Genomic DNA, 15,734 nt, shown 5'->3' on the forward strand with positions numbered 1-15,734 from the left:
CGCGGGCGGGCCGGCGCGGGGGCGCCCCCCCGCGCCCCCCCCCCCCCCCCCCCGCGCCCGAGTCGTCAGCCGCCCCGGCCGGACCGGTTGCTGACGGCGAGCAGCCACAGCAGGTACGGCGCGCCGACGACCGCCGTCACGACACCCACCGGGTACGACATGGACGGCACCGCGTGCTGGCCCGCGAGGTCGGCCGTCGTCATCACCAGCGCGCCGACCAGCGCCGAGGGCACCAGCACCGCCGGTTCACCCGGCAGCAGCTGACGGGCGATGGGGGCGGCCACGAACGCCACGAACCCCACGGGTCCGACGGCGGCGGTGGCCACCGCGGCGAGCGCGACGGCGAGCACGACCAGCTGCGCCCTGGCGCGTTCCACCGGCACGCCGAGCGCCCGCGCCACCTCGTCGCCGGCCTGCAGCACGGGCAGCCGCCGGCCCGCGAACAGCGCCGCGGGCACCAGCACGGCAAGGCAGAGACCGAGCGTGCGGGCCGTGTCCCACGAGGACGACGTGAGGCTCCCGACGAGCCAGGCGAAGGCCTGCCGGGCGTCGTAGATGTCGGTCATGGTCAGCAGGTACGACACGACGCTGGTCAGCAGCGCGTTCATCGCGATGCCGACCAGGACGAGCCGGTAGCCGGTCACCCCGCGCCGCCAGGCCAGCGCGTAGATGAGGAGCGCGGTCGCGAGCGCCCCGATGAGGGCCGCGACGGACAGCGCGTAGCCGGCCAGGTCGAACAGCACGATCCCGGCGACCGCGGCCGCGCTCGCCCCGGCGGTGATGCCGATCATGTCCGGCGTGGCCAGCGGGTTGCGGACCAGCGTCTGGAAGATCGCGCCAGCCAGCCCCAGCGCGAGGCCAGCCAGCACGCCGGTCAGCGCCCGTGGCAGGCGCAGGTTGGTGACGATGTAGCGGCTGCGCCGGTCGCTGCCGCCGAACAGGCTCTGGACGACGTCGGGCAGCGGAATGTGGATCTCACCCAGCGACAGCGAGACACAGAGCACGAGGAAGCACAGGCCGGCCAGCGTCAGCGTCACGGCGACCAGCCGCGCCTCGCGCAGCCGGCGTACCCGCACGACCGCCGCGCGCGCCACGGCGACGTCGGGCGCGCCGGCGCGCGCCGGCAGCGTGGCCCGCGGGTGCGGCGCGGCGCTCATGGCTGGGCCACCCGGGCGCGCCGGACCAGCAGCACGAGGACCGGCGCGCCGACGAGCGCCATGACGACCCCCACCTGTACCTCCCCGGGCCGGGCGATCAGGCGCCCGACCACGTCAGCGCCGACCAGCAGGATCGCCGCGACGACCGCCGAGTAGGCCAGGATCCAGCGCTGGTCGGGCCCGGTGATGATCCGGGCGACGTGCGGCGCGACCAGGCCGACGAACCAGAGCGGCCCGACGAGCGAGGTGGCCGCGGCGCACAGGACGACGGCCGTCGCCGCGGCGGCGCCCCGGGCAAGACCGACGCGCTGGCCGAGGCCGCGGGCGACCTCGTCGCCCAGCGCGAGCGTGTTGAGAATCCAGCCGCTGCCCAGCGCCACGACTATCCCGACGACGAGGAACGGCGCGAGCCGGCCGATCAGGTCCCACTGGCGGCCGGCGAGCGATCCGACGCTCCAGAACCGGTACTGGTCGAAGGTCGTCGTGTCGGTCAGCAGGACGGCGGTCGTCAGCGCGGTCAGCGCGGCGTGCATGGCCGCGCCGGCGAGCGCGACCTTCACCGGCGTCGCGCCACCCCCGAACGAGCCGATGACGTACACCAGGACAGCGACGGCCGCCGCCCCGGCCATGGCGAACCAGACGTAGCCCAGGGCGGCCGTGATCCCGATCTTGATCGCGCACACCACCGCGAACGCCGCGCCGGCGTTGACCCCGAACAGTCCCGGGTCCGCCAGCGGGTTGCGGGCCACCGCCTGCATGATGGTGCCCGCCAGCCCCAGCGCCGCGCCGACGAGCAGGCCCGCGACCAGCCGCGGGATCCGGTTCTCGACGACCTGGTGCTCGGCGTCGCCGGTCCCCTGGTTACGCAGCACGTCGAAGACGACATCCAGCCCGACGTGCCGGGCGCCCAGCGCGATGCTGAGGAACGACACCGCCAGCAGCAGGAGGACGAGGCCGATCAGGCCCGCCGCCAGGCGGCCGTGCCTGGCGGAGTACGGCCGCCGGTCGGCTGGGCGAGCCTCGATGACCGACCCGGCGGGTCGGTCATCGAGGCTCCCGGCGACAGCACGGCTGGGCGATGGCGCCGGCCGCGGCGCGCTCGGAAGCGCCATCCTCAGCTACCGGCCCCGGCGGCCGCCTTCTCGAGGTAGGGGCGCAGCGCGTCCAGCGCGTAGGGGATCGACAGCGGCGTCGGCACGTTCAGGGCCACGATCGTCGCGTAGTCGAGGATCGCCACGGTGCCGGGCAGCTCGTTGAAGCCGGGGATGTCGGTGAGGTCGCTCTCGTCACCGCCGTTGATGAGGAACGCCAGGAGGTCCGCGCGCAGCAGGTCGACCCGCTCGGTGCTGACGTTCACCCGGACCTGGCCGGTCTTGGCGCTCTCCTCGACGACCGCCGGGAACATCTTCATGCCGAGCTGCTGGAAGAACACGCTCGACCCGTCGGTCTCGTCGCCCACGATGTACATCGAGTCACCGACGATGTACTGCGCGAGCGCGAAGGTCTTGTCCTTGAGCCCGGGCAGGTCCTTCGCGGTCTGCGTGACCGGCGCCTGCGCGTCGGCGATGACCTTCTCGGCCTTCTCCGGCTGGTTGAGGAACTCACCGGCCTGACGCACGAGGTCCTGCCAGGCCGGGACCTTGTCGTTCGGCGGGCCGGCGATGGTCGCGACGATGGGCGACAGCTTCTGGTACGTCGCGTCATCGGTGATCATGTACGTGGAGACGACGAGGTCGGGGTCGAGCGCGAGGATCTGCTCGATCGGCAGGCCGTCGGTGACCGAGATCTTCTCGGCGTCCGCGGGCAGCTTCGCCCAGGGCGCGGCGCCGTCGGGCATCCCCGGGTCGTCGGCGTACCCCACGGGCGTGACACCCATCGCGATCATCACGTCGGTCCACTGCTGGTCGAGGGTGACGACCCGCTTCGGAATGGACTCGATCGTCGTGGTGCCGAACTGGTGCTCGATCTTGACGGGCGCCGCGAGACCCGCGGCGCCCGAGGAGCTGGCGGGCGTGGGCGACTCGTCGTCATCAGAACTACAACCAGCGGCCAGGCCGGCGACAAGCACCGCCACCAGCAAGGCCGGGACCGACCGCCAAAGGCGGAGGAAGCGAGACATAAGGTTAACTTAACCTTATAAACCCCAAGTTGCCAGCCCTGCCCGCGCACGCCACCCAGGCAGCGGCGCCGAGCCGCGACGGAGTGACCGCGGCGATCCCCTACGTCACCCACCGCGCCACCCAGCGCGAGCTTCAGGTAGCACCCGCGAGCTTTAGGTTAGGTACACCTGACCAACCGATCATGGCGCAGTATAGAGCCCGACCGGTGAAGATTCACGCGGTGGTCGCGTTCCGAGCCCCCGGGCCCGCCCCCGCGCCCATAGGTGGGGCGCGCACCGCGCGAAGCGCCCCGACCGGCGGGCCGTACCCGTCAACGATCGTGAAGCCGATCGTCGGGTGACGCGCCTCGCCCGGGCACCGACGGCCGGGCCGGGCGGGCAGGCGGGCCGGACGCCCAGACGGGCCGGGCGGTGGCCAGGCAAGACCCCGGTCGGCGACGGCCTCGGACGGCGACGACCGCCCTGTCGACGGTCGGGTCACAGGCCGAAGGCGCCGCCCTCGACGAGAATGATCAGGCCGATGGCGATCAGCACGGCCGGCAGGAGGACATGCCCCCAACGTGAGAGCGCCTTCGCGACCACCGGGCGGGTGGCGAAGAGCTTCCCCGCCGCGCACCAGACCGCGACCAGGACGAGGAAGACCGCGGCGTAGACGGTCATCCCGCCGGCGCCCGCGGTGGCGAACACCGGCACGTAGACACCGATGTTGTCGCCGCCGTTGGCGAAGGTGACCGCGGCGACCTCCATCGCTCGCGGCCCGCCCTGCCGCGCCTCGGTCTCGTCGTCGTCCTCGCCGCGGTGGGCCCAGGCCTGCCACGCCGCTTTGAGCCCCAACGCGAGCGGGAGCAGGCCGAGGTAGGGGACGGCGTCCTCGGGCAGGAAGGTGGCGCCGAACGCGGCGGCCCCGGCGACCACGAGGATCGCGGCGAACCCGAGGTACTGGCCGAGCACCACCCGGCGGGTGGCCCCGGGGTACCCGGCGCCCTGGGCGAAGTACAGCGCCAGGATCAGGATGTCGTCGACGTTGGTGACGGCGAACAGCCCGACCGCCTGACCGATGATGCCCAGGTTCACAAGTCGCGGGTCCCCTCGGTACCGGTAGACGACGGGCCACGACGGTATCGGGCGTACGCGGACGACCGGTCGGAGCGGGCACCGGCCCGCGCCCGCGAAACCAGCCGGGCCCGCGCGAGCCGCGTCTCGCGGTCCTCGTCGCCTGCCCGCCGCGGCGCCGGTCCGGACCGCCGGCGCCGCGGTCCGGACCGGGGCCATGGCTGGGCTGCCCTGGTCCAGCGGCGCCGGGTCAGCCCGCGTAGGTGCCGAAGCTCCAGCGGTTGCCCTCGGCGTCGGCGACGCTGAAGCCGCGCGAGCCGTAGTCCTCGTCCGCCAGGTCCCGGACGATCTCGGCGCCGAGCGCGCGGGCGCGGGCGTGCACCTCGTCCGGGTCGTCGACGACGACGTAGACCGAGGCCGCGCCGCGCGGGACGGCGAAGGTGTCGTCCGCCCGGCCGCGGCTCGAGATCATCACCCGGCCGCCCTCGGGCCAGAGCATCTCGCTGTGGTGGATCTGCCCGTCGTCGCCGGCCACGACGATGCCCTCCGCGAAGCCGAGTTCGACGAGCCACGCGCGGGCCGCGCGTGGGTCGTCGTAGGTGAGGCCTGTCCAGATGTTGTGGTCGGTACGCGTGTTCGTCATAGGCCCAGGCTCACCTGGGCGCGGGCGCGCCGTCTTGAACGTTTGCGAGACCGTCCTCGCGCCGCCAGCGCGCCGGCGGCGCCCCGGCCAGCCGGGCCCAGTCGCGGGTCAGATGTGCCTGGTCCGCGTAACCGGTGCGCGCGGCCACCTCCGCCAGCGGCACGCCGCGGCGCACGAGCGCGACCGAGCGGCCGAAGCGCGCGACGCGGGCGAGGCGCTTCGGGCCGAGCCCCACCTCGGCGGTGAACCGCTCGGTGAGATGCCGCGGCGTCCAGCCGACCTCGGCCGCGACCCGGTGGACGGGCAGCAGGCCGCCGCTGGCGACCAGCAGCCGCCAGGCGCGGCGCACCTGCCACGGCGGCTCGCCGGCGTTCCCGGACCCAAGCCGGCGGCGCAGCGCGGACTCGACGACCGCGCGCCGCGCGGGCCAGTCCCGCGCGCAGTGCAGGTCGTCGAGCAGGCGCCCGGTCGCGGCCTCGCCGAACAGGTCGTCGAGGGTGACCAGCCGCCCGGCCAGTTCCGCGGGCGGCACTCCCAGCAGCGCGCGGGCGCCGCGCGGCGACAGCGCGAGCTGGACGCCGCGTTGCGTACCGTCGTGATGGATCAGGACGGGCCGGTCGTGCAGGCCACCGACGCAGCTCGTCACCGCGCGCGGCTGCTCACCCGGCGCCCCGGCCACCAGCCGCTGGTCCACCGGCAGGACGAGCGTCAGCGACGGCGACGGCATGCCGACGTGCGTGCCGGGTGACGCCCCGGTGAGGTCGTAGGCATGCACTCCGCGGACATACGGCCGCAGCGAGGCGCCAGGGGTGCCGGTTCGCTCACCCATGGCCACGATGCTAGCGACCGGCGACGTGCCCGGGCGGCGGCCGCCCGCGACCCGCGGCGCAGGGCCGGGCGCGTGTGCGGCGAACGCGCTGACCTGCCAGTGCGGCCGCGCCACGTTCCTGGCATGATCGCCGGTCACACCAGGAACTGTCAGGACACGGCGCGAGGGGGACGACCCGATGGACGACCTGATGACCGAGGGCGCGCGGCCTGCTGGCGCCCGACCAGCCCCGGCTCACGGGCAGATCGACGTGTTGGACCGCTACCCGGCGCACGCCGGCGCGGCCCGCCTCTACGGAGACTCGATCAGCGGCGACGTGGACGCCTTATACCGCCGGCTGCGGGCCGAGCATGGCCCGGTCGCGCCGGTGCTGCTGGAAGGCGACATCCCGGCCTGGCTGGTTCTCGGCTATCGGGAGGCGTACTACGTCGCGAGCCGCGCCGACCTCTACATCCGCGACTCGGCCGTGTGGAACGCCTGGGACCTCGTCCCCGCGGACTGGCCGCTGCGGCCGGCCCTCGGCAACGGCGGGGACTCGGTCACGTGGGTGACCGGCGCCGAACACGCCCGCCACTCCGACGCCATCCACGAGGTGCTCGCCGCCGTCGACCCCTTCGAGCTGCGCGCCCGGTGCGAGCGGATCGCCGACGAGCTCATCGACACGTTCGCCGACCGCGGCCGGGCGGAGCTGATGTACTCCTTCGCCCACGTGATGCCGGCCCGGGCGATCGCGGGTGTCCTCGGCATCCCGGCCGAGGACACCGCCGGGATGGTCCAGGACCTCGTGGCGCTCTTCGACCACAGCACGGACGCGCTGGCGGCGCACGGTCGCCTCATGGCGCTGGTGACCCGCCTGATCACGCAGCGGCGCGACAACCCGGGTGTCGACGCGATCTCCCGGATGGTGACGCACCCGGCGGCCTTCACCGACGTCGAGGCGCTCCAGGACATCTTCGCGATCCTCGCCTCCGGCCAGCAACCGGTCGCCTACTGGATCGGGAACACCCTGCGGCTGCTGCTGGCGGACCCGCGGTTCGCCACGACGCTGGCGGGCGGGCGGCGCAGCGTCGGGCAGGCGATGACCGAGGTCCTCTGGGAGGACCCGCCCGTCGCCAACTTCACCGGCCGCTGGGCGGTGCGCGCCGGGCAGCTCGGCGGCCAGCGCATCCAGGCCGGCGACATGCTGGTCGTCGGGGTCGCCGCGGCGAACGCCGACCCGGAGGTCCGTCCCGACCCGGCCGCCGGCCCCGGCGGCAACCAGGCCTACCTGACGTTCGGCACCGGGGAGCACCGCTGCCCGTTCCCCGCGCAGGAGCTCGCCGAGGTGGTCGCCCAGACCGCCGTGGAGGTGCTCCTCGACCGGCTGCCGGACCTCACCCTCGCCGTCCCCGCGGACGACCTCCTCTGGAACCCGGCGATCTGGGTCCGCGGCCTGACCACCCTGCCGGTCACCTTCACCTCGGCCTGACCGGGGCGGCCGCCTGGAGCCCGCCTCCAGGCGGCTCGACGGCCTCCGACGTTCGACGGCCAGCGACGTTCGGTGGCCAAGGACGTCTCGCCTGTCAGTTGTCGGCCTCCGGCGTGGCCGCCTGGTCCTCCCGGGCGAGGATGGGCGCCATGCTTGAGGTACGCCTGCTCGGCGCCTTCGAGGTCCGCTCAGGTGGTACGCCCGTCGCCATGAGCTCGTTGCGGGCGCAGTCGCTGCTGGCGTACCTGGCGCTGCGCGGCGGCGCCCCGCAGCGGCGTGAGCAGGTCGCGTATCTCCTCTGGCCCGATTCCGCCGAGCAGCAGGCGCGCACGAACCTGCGGCATGTGCTGCACACGCTGCGCGCCTCGGTGCCCGACCCCGACCGCCATGTGCGCACCACGGCGCGGACGTTGTCGCTGCACGAGTTCTCCGCCGACCTCACGGCGTTCGACGCGGCCCTCGCGCGGTCCGGCGGGGACGGCGCCGACGAGGTGGCTCCGTTGCGGCTGGCGGCCGACCTGTACGGCGGCGACCTGCTGGACGGCTGGTACGACGAGTGGCTGATCGGCGAGCGGGAGCAGTACCGCCAGCGGGTGCTGGCGGCGCTGGCCCGGCTGGTGCCGCTGCTGGAGGCGCGCGGCGAGCTCGATGCCGCGACCGGGTACGCCGAGCGCGCCCGCGAGCTCGACCGCCTCGCGGAGGCGCCCTACCGGTGGCTGATGCGGCTGTACGACGCCCGGGGCGACCGGGCCCGGGCGGTGAACGTCTACCACGAGTGCGTGGCCAGGCTGGAGGACGAGCTTGGCGTCTCCCCGTCCGCGAAGACGCTGGCGTCGTACGAGGCGCTGCTGCCGGAGGGCGACACCAGGCCCAGGACGAGCGGCGCGGCGACCTTCGTGGGCCGCCAGCCGCAGCGGCGGCTGCTGACCGAGCTGTGGCGGGACGCCGGCGCCGGGGTGCCCCACCTGGTCGTGGTCACCGGTGAGGCCGGCATCGGCAAGACCCGCCTGCTCGAGGAGTTCCGGCACTGGGCCGGCCAGCGCGGCGCGCCCACCGCGTCCGCGCGGTCGTACGAGGCGGAGGGCGCGCTGGCGTACGCGCCGGTGGTGGCCTGGCTGCGCGAGCTCGGCGTGGCCCGCTGGCGCGGGCGCCTGACCCCCGCCCAGCTCGCCGCGCTCACCGCGCTGCTGCCGGAGCTGTCGGCCCAGCAGGCACCGGCCCAGCAGGCGCCGGCCGAGCCGGGTTCCCGTCTGCGCCTGTTCGAGGCGGCCGCGGCCGCCCTGCGCGCGGGGGTCGGCCCCGTGCTGCTCGTCGCGGACGACCTGCACGCCGCCGACGCTCCGACGCTGCAGTTCCTGCACTACCTGATGCGCGCCGACCCGCCCGCGCCGCTGCTCGTCGCCGCGACGGCCCGCCTCGTCGAGACGGAGGCCGGGCACCCGCTGCGTGGCCTGCTGACCGGGCTCACGGCGCTCGAGCGCTGCACCGAGCTGGCCCTGGGACGGCTGGACCGCGTGGAGACGGCCATGCTCGCCCACCGGCTCGGCCACGACCTGGGTCACGCGGACGCCGACCGGCTGCACGCGGAGACGGAGGGCAGCCCGCTGTTCGTCGTCGAGGCGCTGCGCGCCGGCTGGCACGCGGGCGAGCCGCGGGTGCTCACGCCGAAGGTGCAGGCCGTCCTGGAGGCGCGGCTGCTGCCGCTGACCGACGGCGCCCGGGAGCTGATCGGCGTGGCGGCCGCGGCGGGATCGTCGGTCTCGGTCGACGTGCTCGCGCGGATCCACCCGCGCGGCGAGCACGAGGTCGCCCGGGACCTCGACGAGCTGTGGCGACGGCAGCTGCTGCTCACCAGTGGCGGCGACCGGTACGACTTCAGCCACGGCAAGCTGCGCGAGGTCGCCTACCGCCTGATGTCGCCCGCGCGGCGCCGCCGCGCCCACGCCCTGCTCGCCCGGGCGCTCCAGGACGTCCACGCCGACCGGCTGGACGCCGTCGCCGGGCAGATCGCCGTCCACCTGTACCAGGCCGGCTCCCGCGAGGAGGCGGTCGACTGGTACCAGCGCGCCGCCCAGGCGGCCCAGCTGCTCTACGCCGACGCGGACGCCGCCGACCTGCTGCGCCGCGCGTGGGAGATCCTGCGGTCCGCGCCGGAGTCCCGGGGCCGCGACGAGCGCGAGCTGGCGCTGCTGACCGCGCTGCCCGGCCCGCTGAGCGCCGCGCGGGGGTATGCGTCGGCTCACCTGCGCACGGCGTTGGACCGGGCGTTCGTCCTAGCCGCGCGGCTCGGCGTCGAACCGGGGGCGCCGCTGCTGCGGGCGCGGGCGATGGCCGTGCTGTCGCGCGGGGAGTTCGACGCCGCCCTCGAGTACGGCGGGCAGTTGCGCGCGCTGGGTGAGGACGACGACGTGCTCGCGGTGGAGGGCGACTTCGTCCGCGGCGTCGCCGCGGCCTGGCGCAACGAGGCCGCGTTGGCTCGCGACCATCTGCGCGCCGCCGTCGCCCGCTACCGGACGCGGAACCGGTCGGCGCATCTGCTGGCCTACGGGCAGGACCCGCAGGTGCTGTGCCTCGTCCGCCTCGCGCATGTGCACTTCTGCCTCGGCGACGCGGCCGAGGCACGCCGGTTGCGGCACCGTTCGATCGAGCTGGCCAGGGCAGTCAACCACCCGTTCACGCTCGCCGGGGCCCTGCTGTTCGCCGCGCTGCTCGACCTGGACCTGGCGGACGTGGCGGCGCTGCGGGAACGTGTCGACGAGCTGACGGCGATGCGCCCGCGGGTCGAGGCGCCGCCGATCCGGCTGGTCACCGACGCGATGGGCGGCTACCTCGCCGTGCTGGACGGCGCGGCGGGGCCGGGGCTGAAGGCCATCGACGGCGCGCTGGCCGATCCCGCCCGGGACACCGCCCCTGGCGTGCCCGCGATGCTGCTGCGCATCCGCCTGGCGGCCACCCGGGCCGCCGGCCTCGACGCCGAGTGCCGCGAGACGGCCCGACGGCTGCTGGCCGACGGCGTACGGGTCTGGGACGCCATGGCGCGGGCGGAGCTGGAGACCCGGCAGCCGGCGGAGCTGGAGGTCCGGCAGCCAGACGCCAAACGCTGAGCCCGGTGCCGAGGAACGCTCGCGGAACGCCAGCCGGCGCACCGTGGCGGCATGACCACCACCGTGCACCGCGAGCTGCCACACGCGCTGCGCCGCCACTTCCGCGGCGCGGTGCTGCAACCAGGCGAAGAAGGCTACGACGAGGCCCGCCGGGTCTGGAACGGCGCCATCGACCGTCATCCCGCGCTGATCGCCCGCTGCGCCGGCGCCGACGACGTCCAGGCGGCGGTCCGGTTCGCCCGCGAACACGACCTGCCGGTCGCGGTCCGCGGCGGCGGTCACTCCGTGCTCGGGTACGGCGTGTGCGACGGCGGCGTCGTGATCGACCTGTCGCATCTCAAGGCGGTGTCGGTCGACCCCGCCGGCCGCGTGGCGCGGGCGGCGGGCGGCCTGACCTGGGCCGAGTTCGACCTCGCCACCGGCCGGCACGGGCTGGCCACCACCGGCGGCTCGGTCAGCTCGACGGGGATCGGCGGCGTGACGCTCGGCGGCGGGTTCGGGCACCTGATGCGCCGGCACGGGCTGACCGTCGACAACCTGCGGGCCGCCGACCTGGTCACCGCCGACGGCGAGCGCCTGCGGGTCGACGCCGCCACCGAGCCGGAGCTGCTGTGGGGGCTGCGCGGCGGCGGCGGCAACTTCGGCGTCGTCACGGCGTTCGAGTACGACCTGCACCCGGTCGGGCCGGTCGTGCTCGGCGGGCCGATCTTCTGGCCGCTGGAGCAGGCCACCCAGGTGCTGCGCTTCCTGCGCGAGTTCGCGCCCACGGCGCCCGACGAGCTCGGCGTCGCCGTCGTCGCCATGCTGGCTCCGCCGATGCCGTTCCTGCCGCCCGAGCGGTACGGCACACCGGTCCTCGGCCTGCTGCCCGTGTGGTGCGGCGACCTCGCCGAGGGCGCCGCGGCGCTGGCGCCGCTCCGCGCGGTGGGCAGGCCGGTCGGTGACCTGGTCCGCCCGGTGCCCTACCGGGCCGTCCAGTCGTTGCTCGACCTCAGCGCCTCGCCAGGCAACGGCTCCTACTGGCGCTCGCACCGGCTGCCCGACCTGTCCGACGCGGCGATCGACATCGTGGTCGACCTCGTCGCCTCGATCACGTCGCCGTTGTCGCTGCTCAACGGGTGGATGATAGGCGGCGCGGTCAGCCGGGTGGCCCCGGACGCCACCGCCGTCGGCCCTCGCGAGCCCGGCTTCGAGCTACGCGTGATCGCGAACTGGCGGCCGGGGGACGCCGACCACGAGCGGCACCTGTCCTGGGCGCGCGAGGGGTGGGCGAGGCTGCGGCCCCACGGCGCCGGGCAGTACGCGACCTTCCTGTCCGACGAGGGCCCCGCCGGCGTCCAGGCCGCCTACGGCGACCGTCTGGGCCGGCTCACCGCCCTCAAGGACCGCTTCGACCCGTCCAACGTCTTCCGCCTGAACCCGAACATCCCCACCAGCCAGGACCTCTCCGCCATCCGGAACCTCCCCACCAGCAAGGAAGTGACCCGATGAAGATCCTCGTCACCGGCGCGACCGGCGACGTCGGCCGGCACGTCGTCCGCGGCCTCGCCGAGCGCGGCCTGCCAGTGCGCGCCTTCGTCCGCGACCGGGACCGGGCGGCCCGCGCCCTCGGCCCCGGGGTGGAGCTCGCCACCGGTGACCTCGCCGACCGCGGCTCGCTGCGGCGCGCGATGTCCGGCGCCGACCGGCTCTTCCTCGCCTGCGGCAACGTCCCCGCGCAGGTGGAGCACGAGTGCGCGGCGATCGACGCGGCGAAGGCCGCGGGCGTCACCCGCGTCGTCAAGCTGTCCGGGCCAGCCCCCGACCTCGACTCGCCGCTGGTCTTCGACAGCTGGCACGGCGCCATCGAGCGGCATCTGACCGGCTCCGGCCTGCCCGCGGTGACGCTGCGCCCGCGGACGTACATGACCAACCTGCTGGCCTACGCGCCGGCCATAGCGCGGACGGGCATGCTGTTCGCCCCGGCCGGCACGGCCGAGATCTCCTTCGTGGATCCCCGCGACGTGGCCGGCGTCGCCGTCGAATGCCTCGCCGCCGAGGAGCTCGAAGGGCGGGCCCACACGCTGACCGGACCGGAGGCGATCACCTTCGAGCGGGTCGCCCACGAGCTCGCCGCCGCGATCGGCCGGCCCGTCAGGTACGTCCACGTCACCGACGAGGACGCCCGCCACGCGATGACCGCCGACGGGCTGCCGCCGATGGTGGCCGACGCCGTCGTCGCCATCTTCGCGGCGCAGCGGGCGGGCCTCATGGCCACGACCACGCGGGCCGTGCGAGAGGTCACCGGCCGGCAGCCTAGATCGATCACCGAGTTCGTCCGCGACCACGCCCATATGTTTGGTTCCGCGCCAGCGCCGGCCCCGGCGCCGCGATGAGCTCCCGGGGGCGCGAGGGGCGCGCTGGGGACGGTCACCCGCGAGCACGCCTGACGCGCCCCCGGCCGCATCCGATGCCGAGTTTCCCGCCGCCGGAGAGGGATAGCCGATGGAGCTGCACGAATACGCCGGTCTCGACGCGGTCGGCCTGCGCGGGCTGATCTCCGGCGGCGAGGTGAGCGCCGCCGAGGTCGAGGCGGCCGCCCGCGCGGCGTTGGCGCGGGCGCACGGCCGCCTGAACGCCCTGGCCGCCCCCCTGTTCACGCCAGCGCTCGACCACGACCCGCGGGGTCCGCTGGCGGGGGTGCCGTTTCTCATCAAGGACACGGGCCCGATGGCCGAAGGGGTGCCGTTCCGTTGCGGCAGCCGGGCGCTCGGCCCCGGGATCCCGGCGGCGGCCGACCACGAGCTGATGCGCCGCTTCCGGGCCGCCGGCCTGGTGACGCTGGGTCTGACGATCTCCCCGGAGATGGGGCTGAGCTTCACCAGCGAGCCGCTGCTGCATGGCCCGGTACGCAATCCCTGGGATCCGGCGCGGGCGGCGGGGGGTTCGAGCGGGGGCGCCGCCGCCCTGGTCGCGTCCGGGGCCGTGCCCCTGGCCCACGCCAACGACGGAGCCGGCTCGATCCGCGTGCCGGCGGCGTGCTGCGGCCTGGTCGGGCTCAAGCCAAGCCGCGGCAGGACGCCCACCGGCGCGGGCCTCGGCGCGGCGCTGTTCGGCATGCTCTCCGAGTTCGCGCTGGCCCGTACGGTGCGTGACGCGGCGACGCTGCTCGACGCGGTGCACGGGCCGGCCCCCGGTGACGCGTTCGCCGCGCCCGCGCCGGTCCGTCCCTACGCCGAGGAGGCACGGCCCGACGGGCCGGCCGCCGGCCGGCCGGCGGTCGACCCCGGCGGCGGCCTGCGGGTGGCGGTGACGACGCACGCGTGGTCGGGGGCTCCGGTCGACCCGGAGGTGGCCGCCGCGACGACGCGGGCCGGCGTGACGCTCGCGGCGCTGGGACATCACGTCCAGGAGGCGTCCCCGTCCGTCGGGTGGGACGAGGTGATCCACGCCTGCGAGGCGGAGGCGGTCGGCGCGGCGGCCCCGTTCCTGCTCGCCCCTCGCCAGCCGCCACCCGACCGCCTCGAGGCCGTCTCCCGCCAGGTGATGGCCGAGGCCCGCGGGCGCGGGGCCGTCGACCTGGTCGCCGGCCTGGACGCGGCCGGCCGGGTCAGCCAGGCCGTCGGCCGCTTCTTCGCCGACCACGACCTGCTCGTGACCCCGACGCTCGCGGGGCTCCCCCCGCCGCACGGCACGCTGCGCTACGACGACCCCGGCCACACCGTCGAGAGCTGGCTTCGGGAGATCTTCACCTTCGGCCCGTTCACGAGCGTCGTCAACCTGACCGGCCAGCCGGCGGTGAGCCTGCCCCTCGGGCAGAGCGCCAGCGGCCTGCCGATCGGCGTGCAGCTCATCGCCGCCCACGGACGGGAGGATCTGCTGCTGCGGGTCTCGGCCGCGCTGGAGGAGGCAATGCCCTGGCGCGACCGCCGGCCGCCGCTGTTCGTCGGCGACAGCTGACTGGCCGCCCGCCGGACCGGCCGCCGCGGGACGCGGGGTCACCGGCGAAGCGCTCCGGCGCGGCCCAGCGGGGTTGGACGGGTCGACCTACGGTGGGAGAAGAGGCTCAGCGGTCGCGTTGATCGAGAGTGCGGTTGATCGGGAGTGCAGCTGATCGGGAGCGCATGAGACAGCCCGGGATCGACTACGAGGCGGTGTACGAGGAGCTGCCTAGCCCGGTCCTGCTGCTGACACCGGACTTCCGGATGGTCGACGCGAACCGCGCATATCTACAAGCTTCTGACCGCCGCCTGGACGACCTGCTTGGACGGGACGTGTTCGACGTCTTCCCCGGCGCCCATTCCGACGCGCGGGACAAGCTGCGCGCCTCGCTGACCCGGGTGGTGGCGACCGGACGCCGCGACCCGGTGGCTCTGCTGAGGTACGACATCGAACGCCCCGGCTGTCCGGGCCTCTTCGAGGAGCGCTACTGGAGTGTGATCAGCGTGCCGATCCTGGACGAGGACGGCCGGGTCACGCTGATCATGATCCGGTCCTTCGAGGTCACCGACTTCGTCCGCGAGGGCGGCGCGGACTTCGACTGGGGCGACGAAGCCAGACGCCAGGCGCTGCAGGTGGAGCTTCTCGCCCGCGCCCGCGAGGTCGAGAACCTCAACGAGCAGCTGCGGCAGGCACACGCCCGGGAGCAGGCGGTCGCGCTGGCCCTGCAGGAGGCGATGCTGCCCGCGCCCACCCCGCTCCGCTGCGCCGACATCGCCGTGCGCTATCGGCCGGCAACCGCCCTCAACGTCTGCGGCGACTGGTACGACCTGGTCAGCCTCCCCGGCGACCGCATCGGGGTGGCCGTCGGAGACGTCGTCGGCCATGGCCTGGCCGCCGCCGGCGTCATGGGCCAGCTGCGCAGCGCGCTCGCCGCGGTCGCGCGCGTCGTCGACAACCCCGCGCGCGCCCTGGACGTCGCCTGCCTGTATTCCCGCTCGGTCGAAGGCGCCGAGGGGACAAGCGCGGTCCAGGCCATCGTCGACTGCCACGCCCGCACCATCACCTACAGCTGCGCCGGCCACCCGCCACCCCTGTTGATCCATCCCGATGGGACCGTCCAGTTCCTCGACCAGGCCACCGATCCACCGCTGGGCGCCCGTCCCGAGCACGTCCCCCGGCCACAGGCGCGCACCGCCTTCCCCGACGGCGCCACCCTCGTCCTCTACACCGACGGGCTTGTCGAACAGCGAGGCGAGGACATCGACGTCGGGCTCACCCGCCTCGCCGACCACCTGACCCGCCACCGGGCGCTCTCCCCCGAGGCGCTCGCCGACAGCCTGCTGGACGCCCTCCCCTCGGCCACCGCCGGCAGCGACGACGTGGCCATCGTCGTGCTACGCCCGTCCCCGGTCGAGGCTCGCGTCGAAAGCCGCGCCTGAG

12 protein-coding genes are annotated in these 15,734 nt (G+C 75.0%); 6 read left to right on the forward strand and 6 right to left on the reverse strand.

Annotated elements, in window-relative coordinates; translation table 11 throughout:
* Positions 1-65: 65 nt before the first annotated feature.
* The 6 genes from I6A81_RS15495 to I6A81_RS15520 all read right to left on the reverse strand — a co-directional run bounded on the left by I6A81_RS15495 (position 66) and on the right by I6A81_RS15520 (position 5,801).
* Entirely contained in the window at positions 66-1,157 is a 1,092-nt protein-coding gene (locus I6A81_RS15495) for a FecCD family ABC transporter permease (RefSeq protein ID WP_203002553.1), read from the reverse strand.
* On the reverse strand, positions 1,154-2,269 hold the full coding sequence (locus I6A81_RS15500; RefSeq protein WP_203002554.1) for a FecCD family ABC transporter permease: 1,116 nt from the start codon (positions 2,267-2,269) through the stop codon (positions 1,154-1,156). The genes I6A81_RS15495 and I6A81_RS15500 overlap by 4 nt, the downstream gene beginning before the upstream one ends.
* A 2-nt stretch (positions 2,270-2,271) precedes the next feature.
* Positions 2,272-3,231 (reverse strand): ABC transporter substrate-binding protein, encoded by a 960-nt coding sequence (locus I6A81_RS15505; protein ID WP_203002555.1) that lies wholly within the window; start codon positions 3,229-3,231, stop codon positions 2,272-2,274.
* Between the two features lie 522 nt (positions 3,232-3,753).
* The gene (locus I6A81_RS15510; RefSeq protein WP_203002556.1) at positions 3,754-4,350 is read right to left on the reverse strand and encodes a cadmium resistance transporter; all 597 of its coding nucleotides are present in this window, start codon (positions 4,348-4,350) and stop codon (positions 3,754-3,756) included.
* Positions 4,351-4,579: 229 nt separating this feature from the next.
* Positions 4,580-4,972, reverse strand: coding sequence for a VOC family protein (locus I6A81_RS15515; RefSeq protein ID WP_203001581.1), 393 nt, complete (start codon positions 4,970-4,972; stop codon positions 4,580-4,582).
* A 10-nt stretch (positions 4,973-4,982) separates the two neighbouring features.
* Positions 4,983-5,801 (reverse strand): helix-turn-helix domain-containing protein, encoded by an 819-nt coding sequence (locus I6A81_RS15520; protein WP_203001579.1) that lies wholly within the window; start codon positions 5,799-5,801, stop codon positions 4,983-4,985.
* Positions 5,802-5,979: 178 nt separating this feature from the next.
* On the opposite strand from I6A81_RS15520, the gene I6A81_RS15525 reads away from it, so the two are divergent.
* The 6 genes from I6A81_RS15525 to I6A81_RS15550 all read left to right on the forward strand — a co-directional run bounded on the left by I6A81_RS15525 (position 5,980) and on the right by I6A81_RS15550 (position 15,733).
* The gene (locus I6A81_RS15525) at positions 5,980-7,269 is read left to right on the forward strand and encodes a cytochrome P450 (RefSeq protein ID WP_203001577.1); all 1,290 of its coding nucleotides are present in this window, start codon (positions 5,980-5,982) and stop codon (positions 7,267-7,269) included.
* A gap of 149 nt (positions 7,270-7,418) precedes the next feature.
* Positions 7,419-10,373 carry an ATP-binding protein gene (locus I6A81_RS15530; RefSeq protein ID WP_203001575.1) on the forward strand — a complete coding sequence of 985 codons (2,955 nt, stop codon included), beginning with the start codon at positions 7,419-7,421 and terminating at the stop codon, positions 10,371-10,373.
* A gap of 51 nt (positions 10,374-10,424) precedes the next feature.
* Entirely contained in the window at positions 10,425-11,864 is a 1,440-nt protein-coding gene (locus tag I6A81_RS15535; RefSeq protein WP_203001572.1) for an FAD-binding oxidoreductase, read from the forward strand.
* The gene (locus I6A81_RS15540; RefSeq protein WP_203001570.1) at positions 11,861-12,748 is read left to right on the forward strand and encodes an SDR family oxidoreductase; all 888 of its coding nucleotides are present in this window, start codon (positions 11,861-11,863) and stop codon (positions 12,746-12,748) included. Before I6A81_RS15535 ends, I6A81_RS15540 begins: the two co-directional genes overlap by 4 nt.
* Positions 12,749-12,857: 109 nt before the next feature.
* Positions 12,858-14,312 (forward strand): amidase, encoded by a 1,455-nt coding sequence (locus I6A81_RS15545; RefSeq protein WP_203001568.1) that lies wholly within the window; start codon positions 12,858-12,860, stop codon positions 14,310-14,312.
* Positions 14,313-14,476: 164 nt separating this feature from the next.
* Positions 14,477-15,733 (forward strand): PP2C family protein-serine/threonine phosphatase, encoded by a 1,257-nt coding sequence (locus tag I6A81_RS15550; RefSeq protein WP_203001566.1) that lies wholly within the window; start codon positions 14,477-14,479, stop codon positions 15,731-15,733.
* Position 15,734: the final 1 nt, after the last annotated feature.

The sequence above is a fragment of the Frankia nepalensis genome, from assembly GCF_016786325.1.
Taxonomy (GTDB): Bacteria; Actinomycetota; Actinomycetes; order Frankiales; family Frankiaceae; genus Pseudofrankia; species Pseudofrankia nepalensis.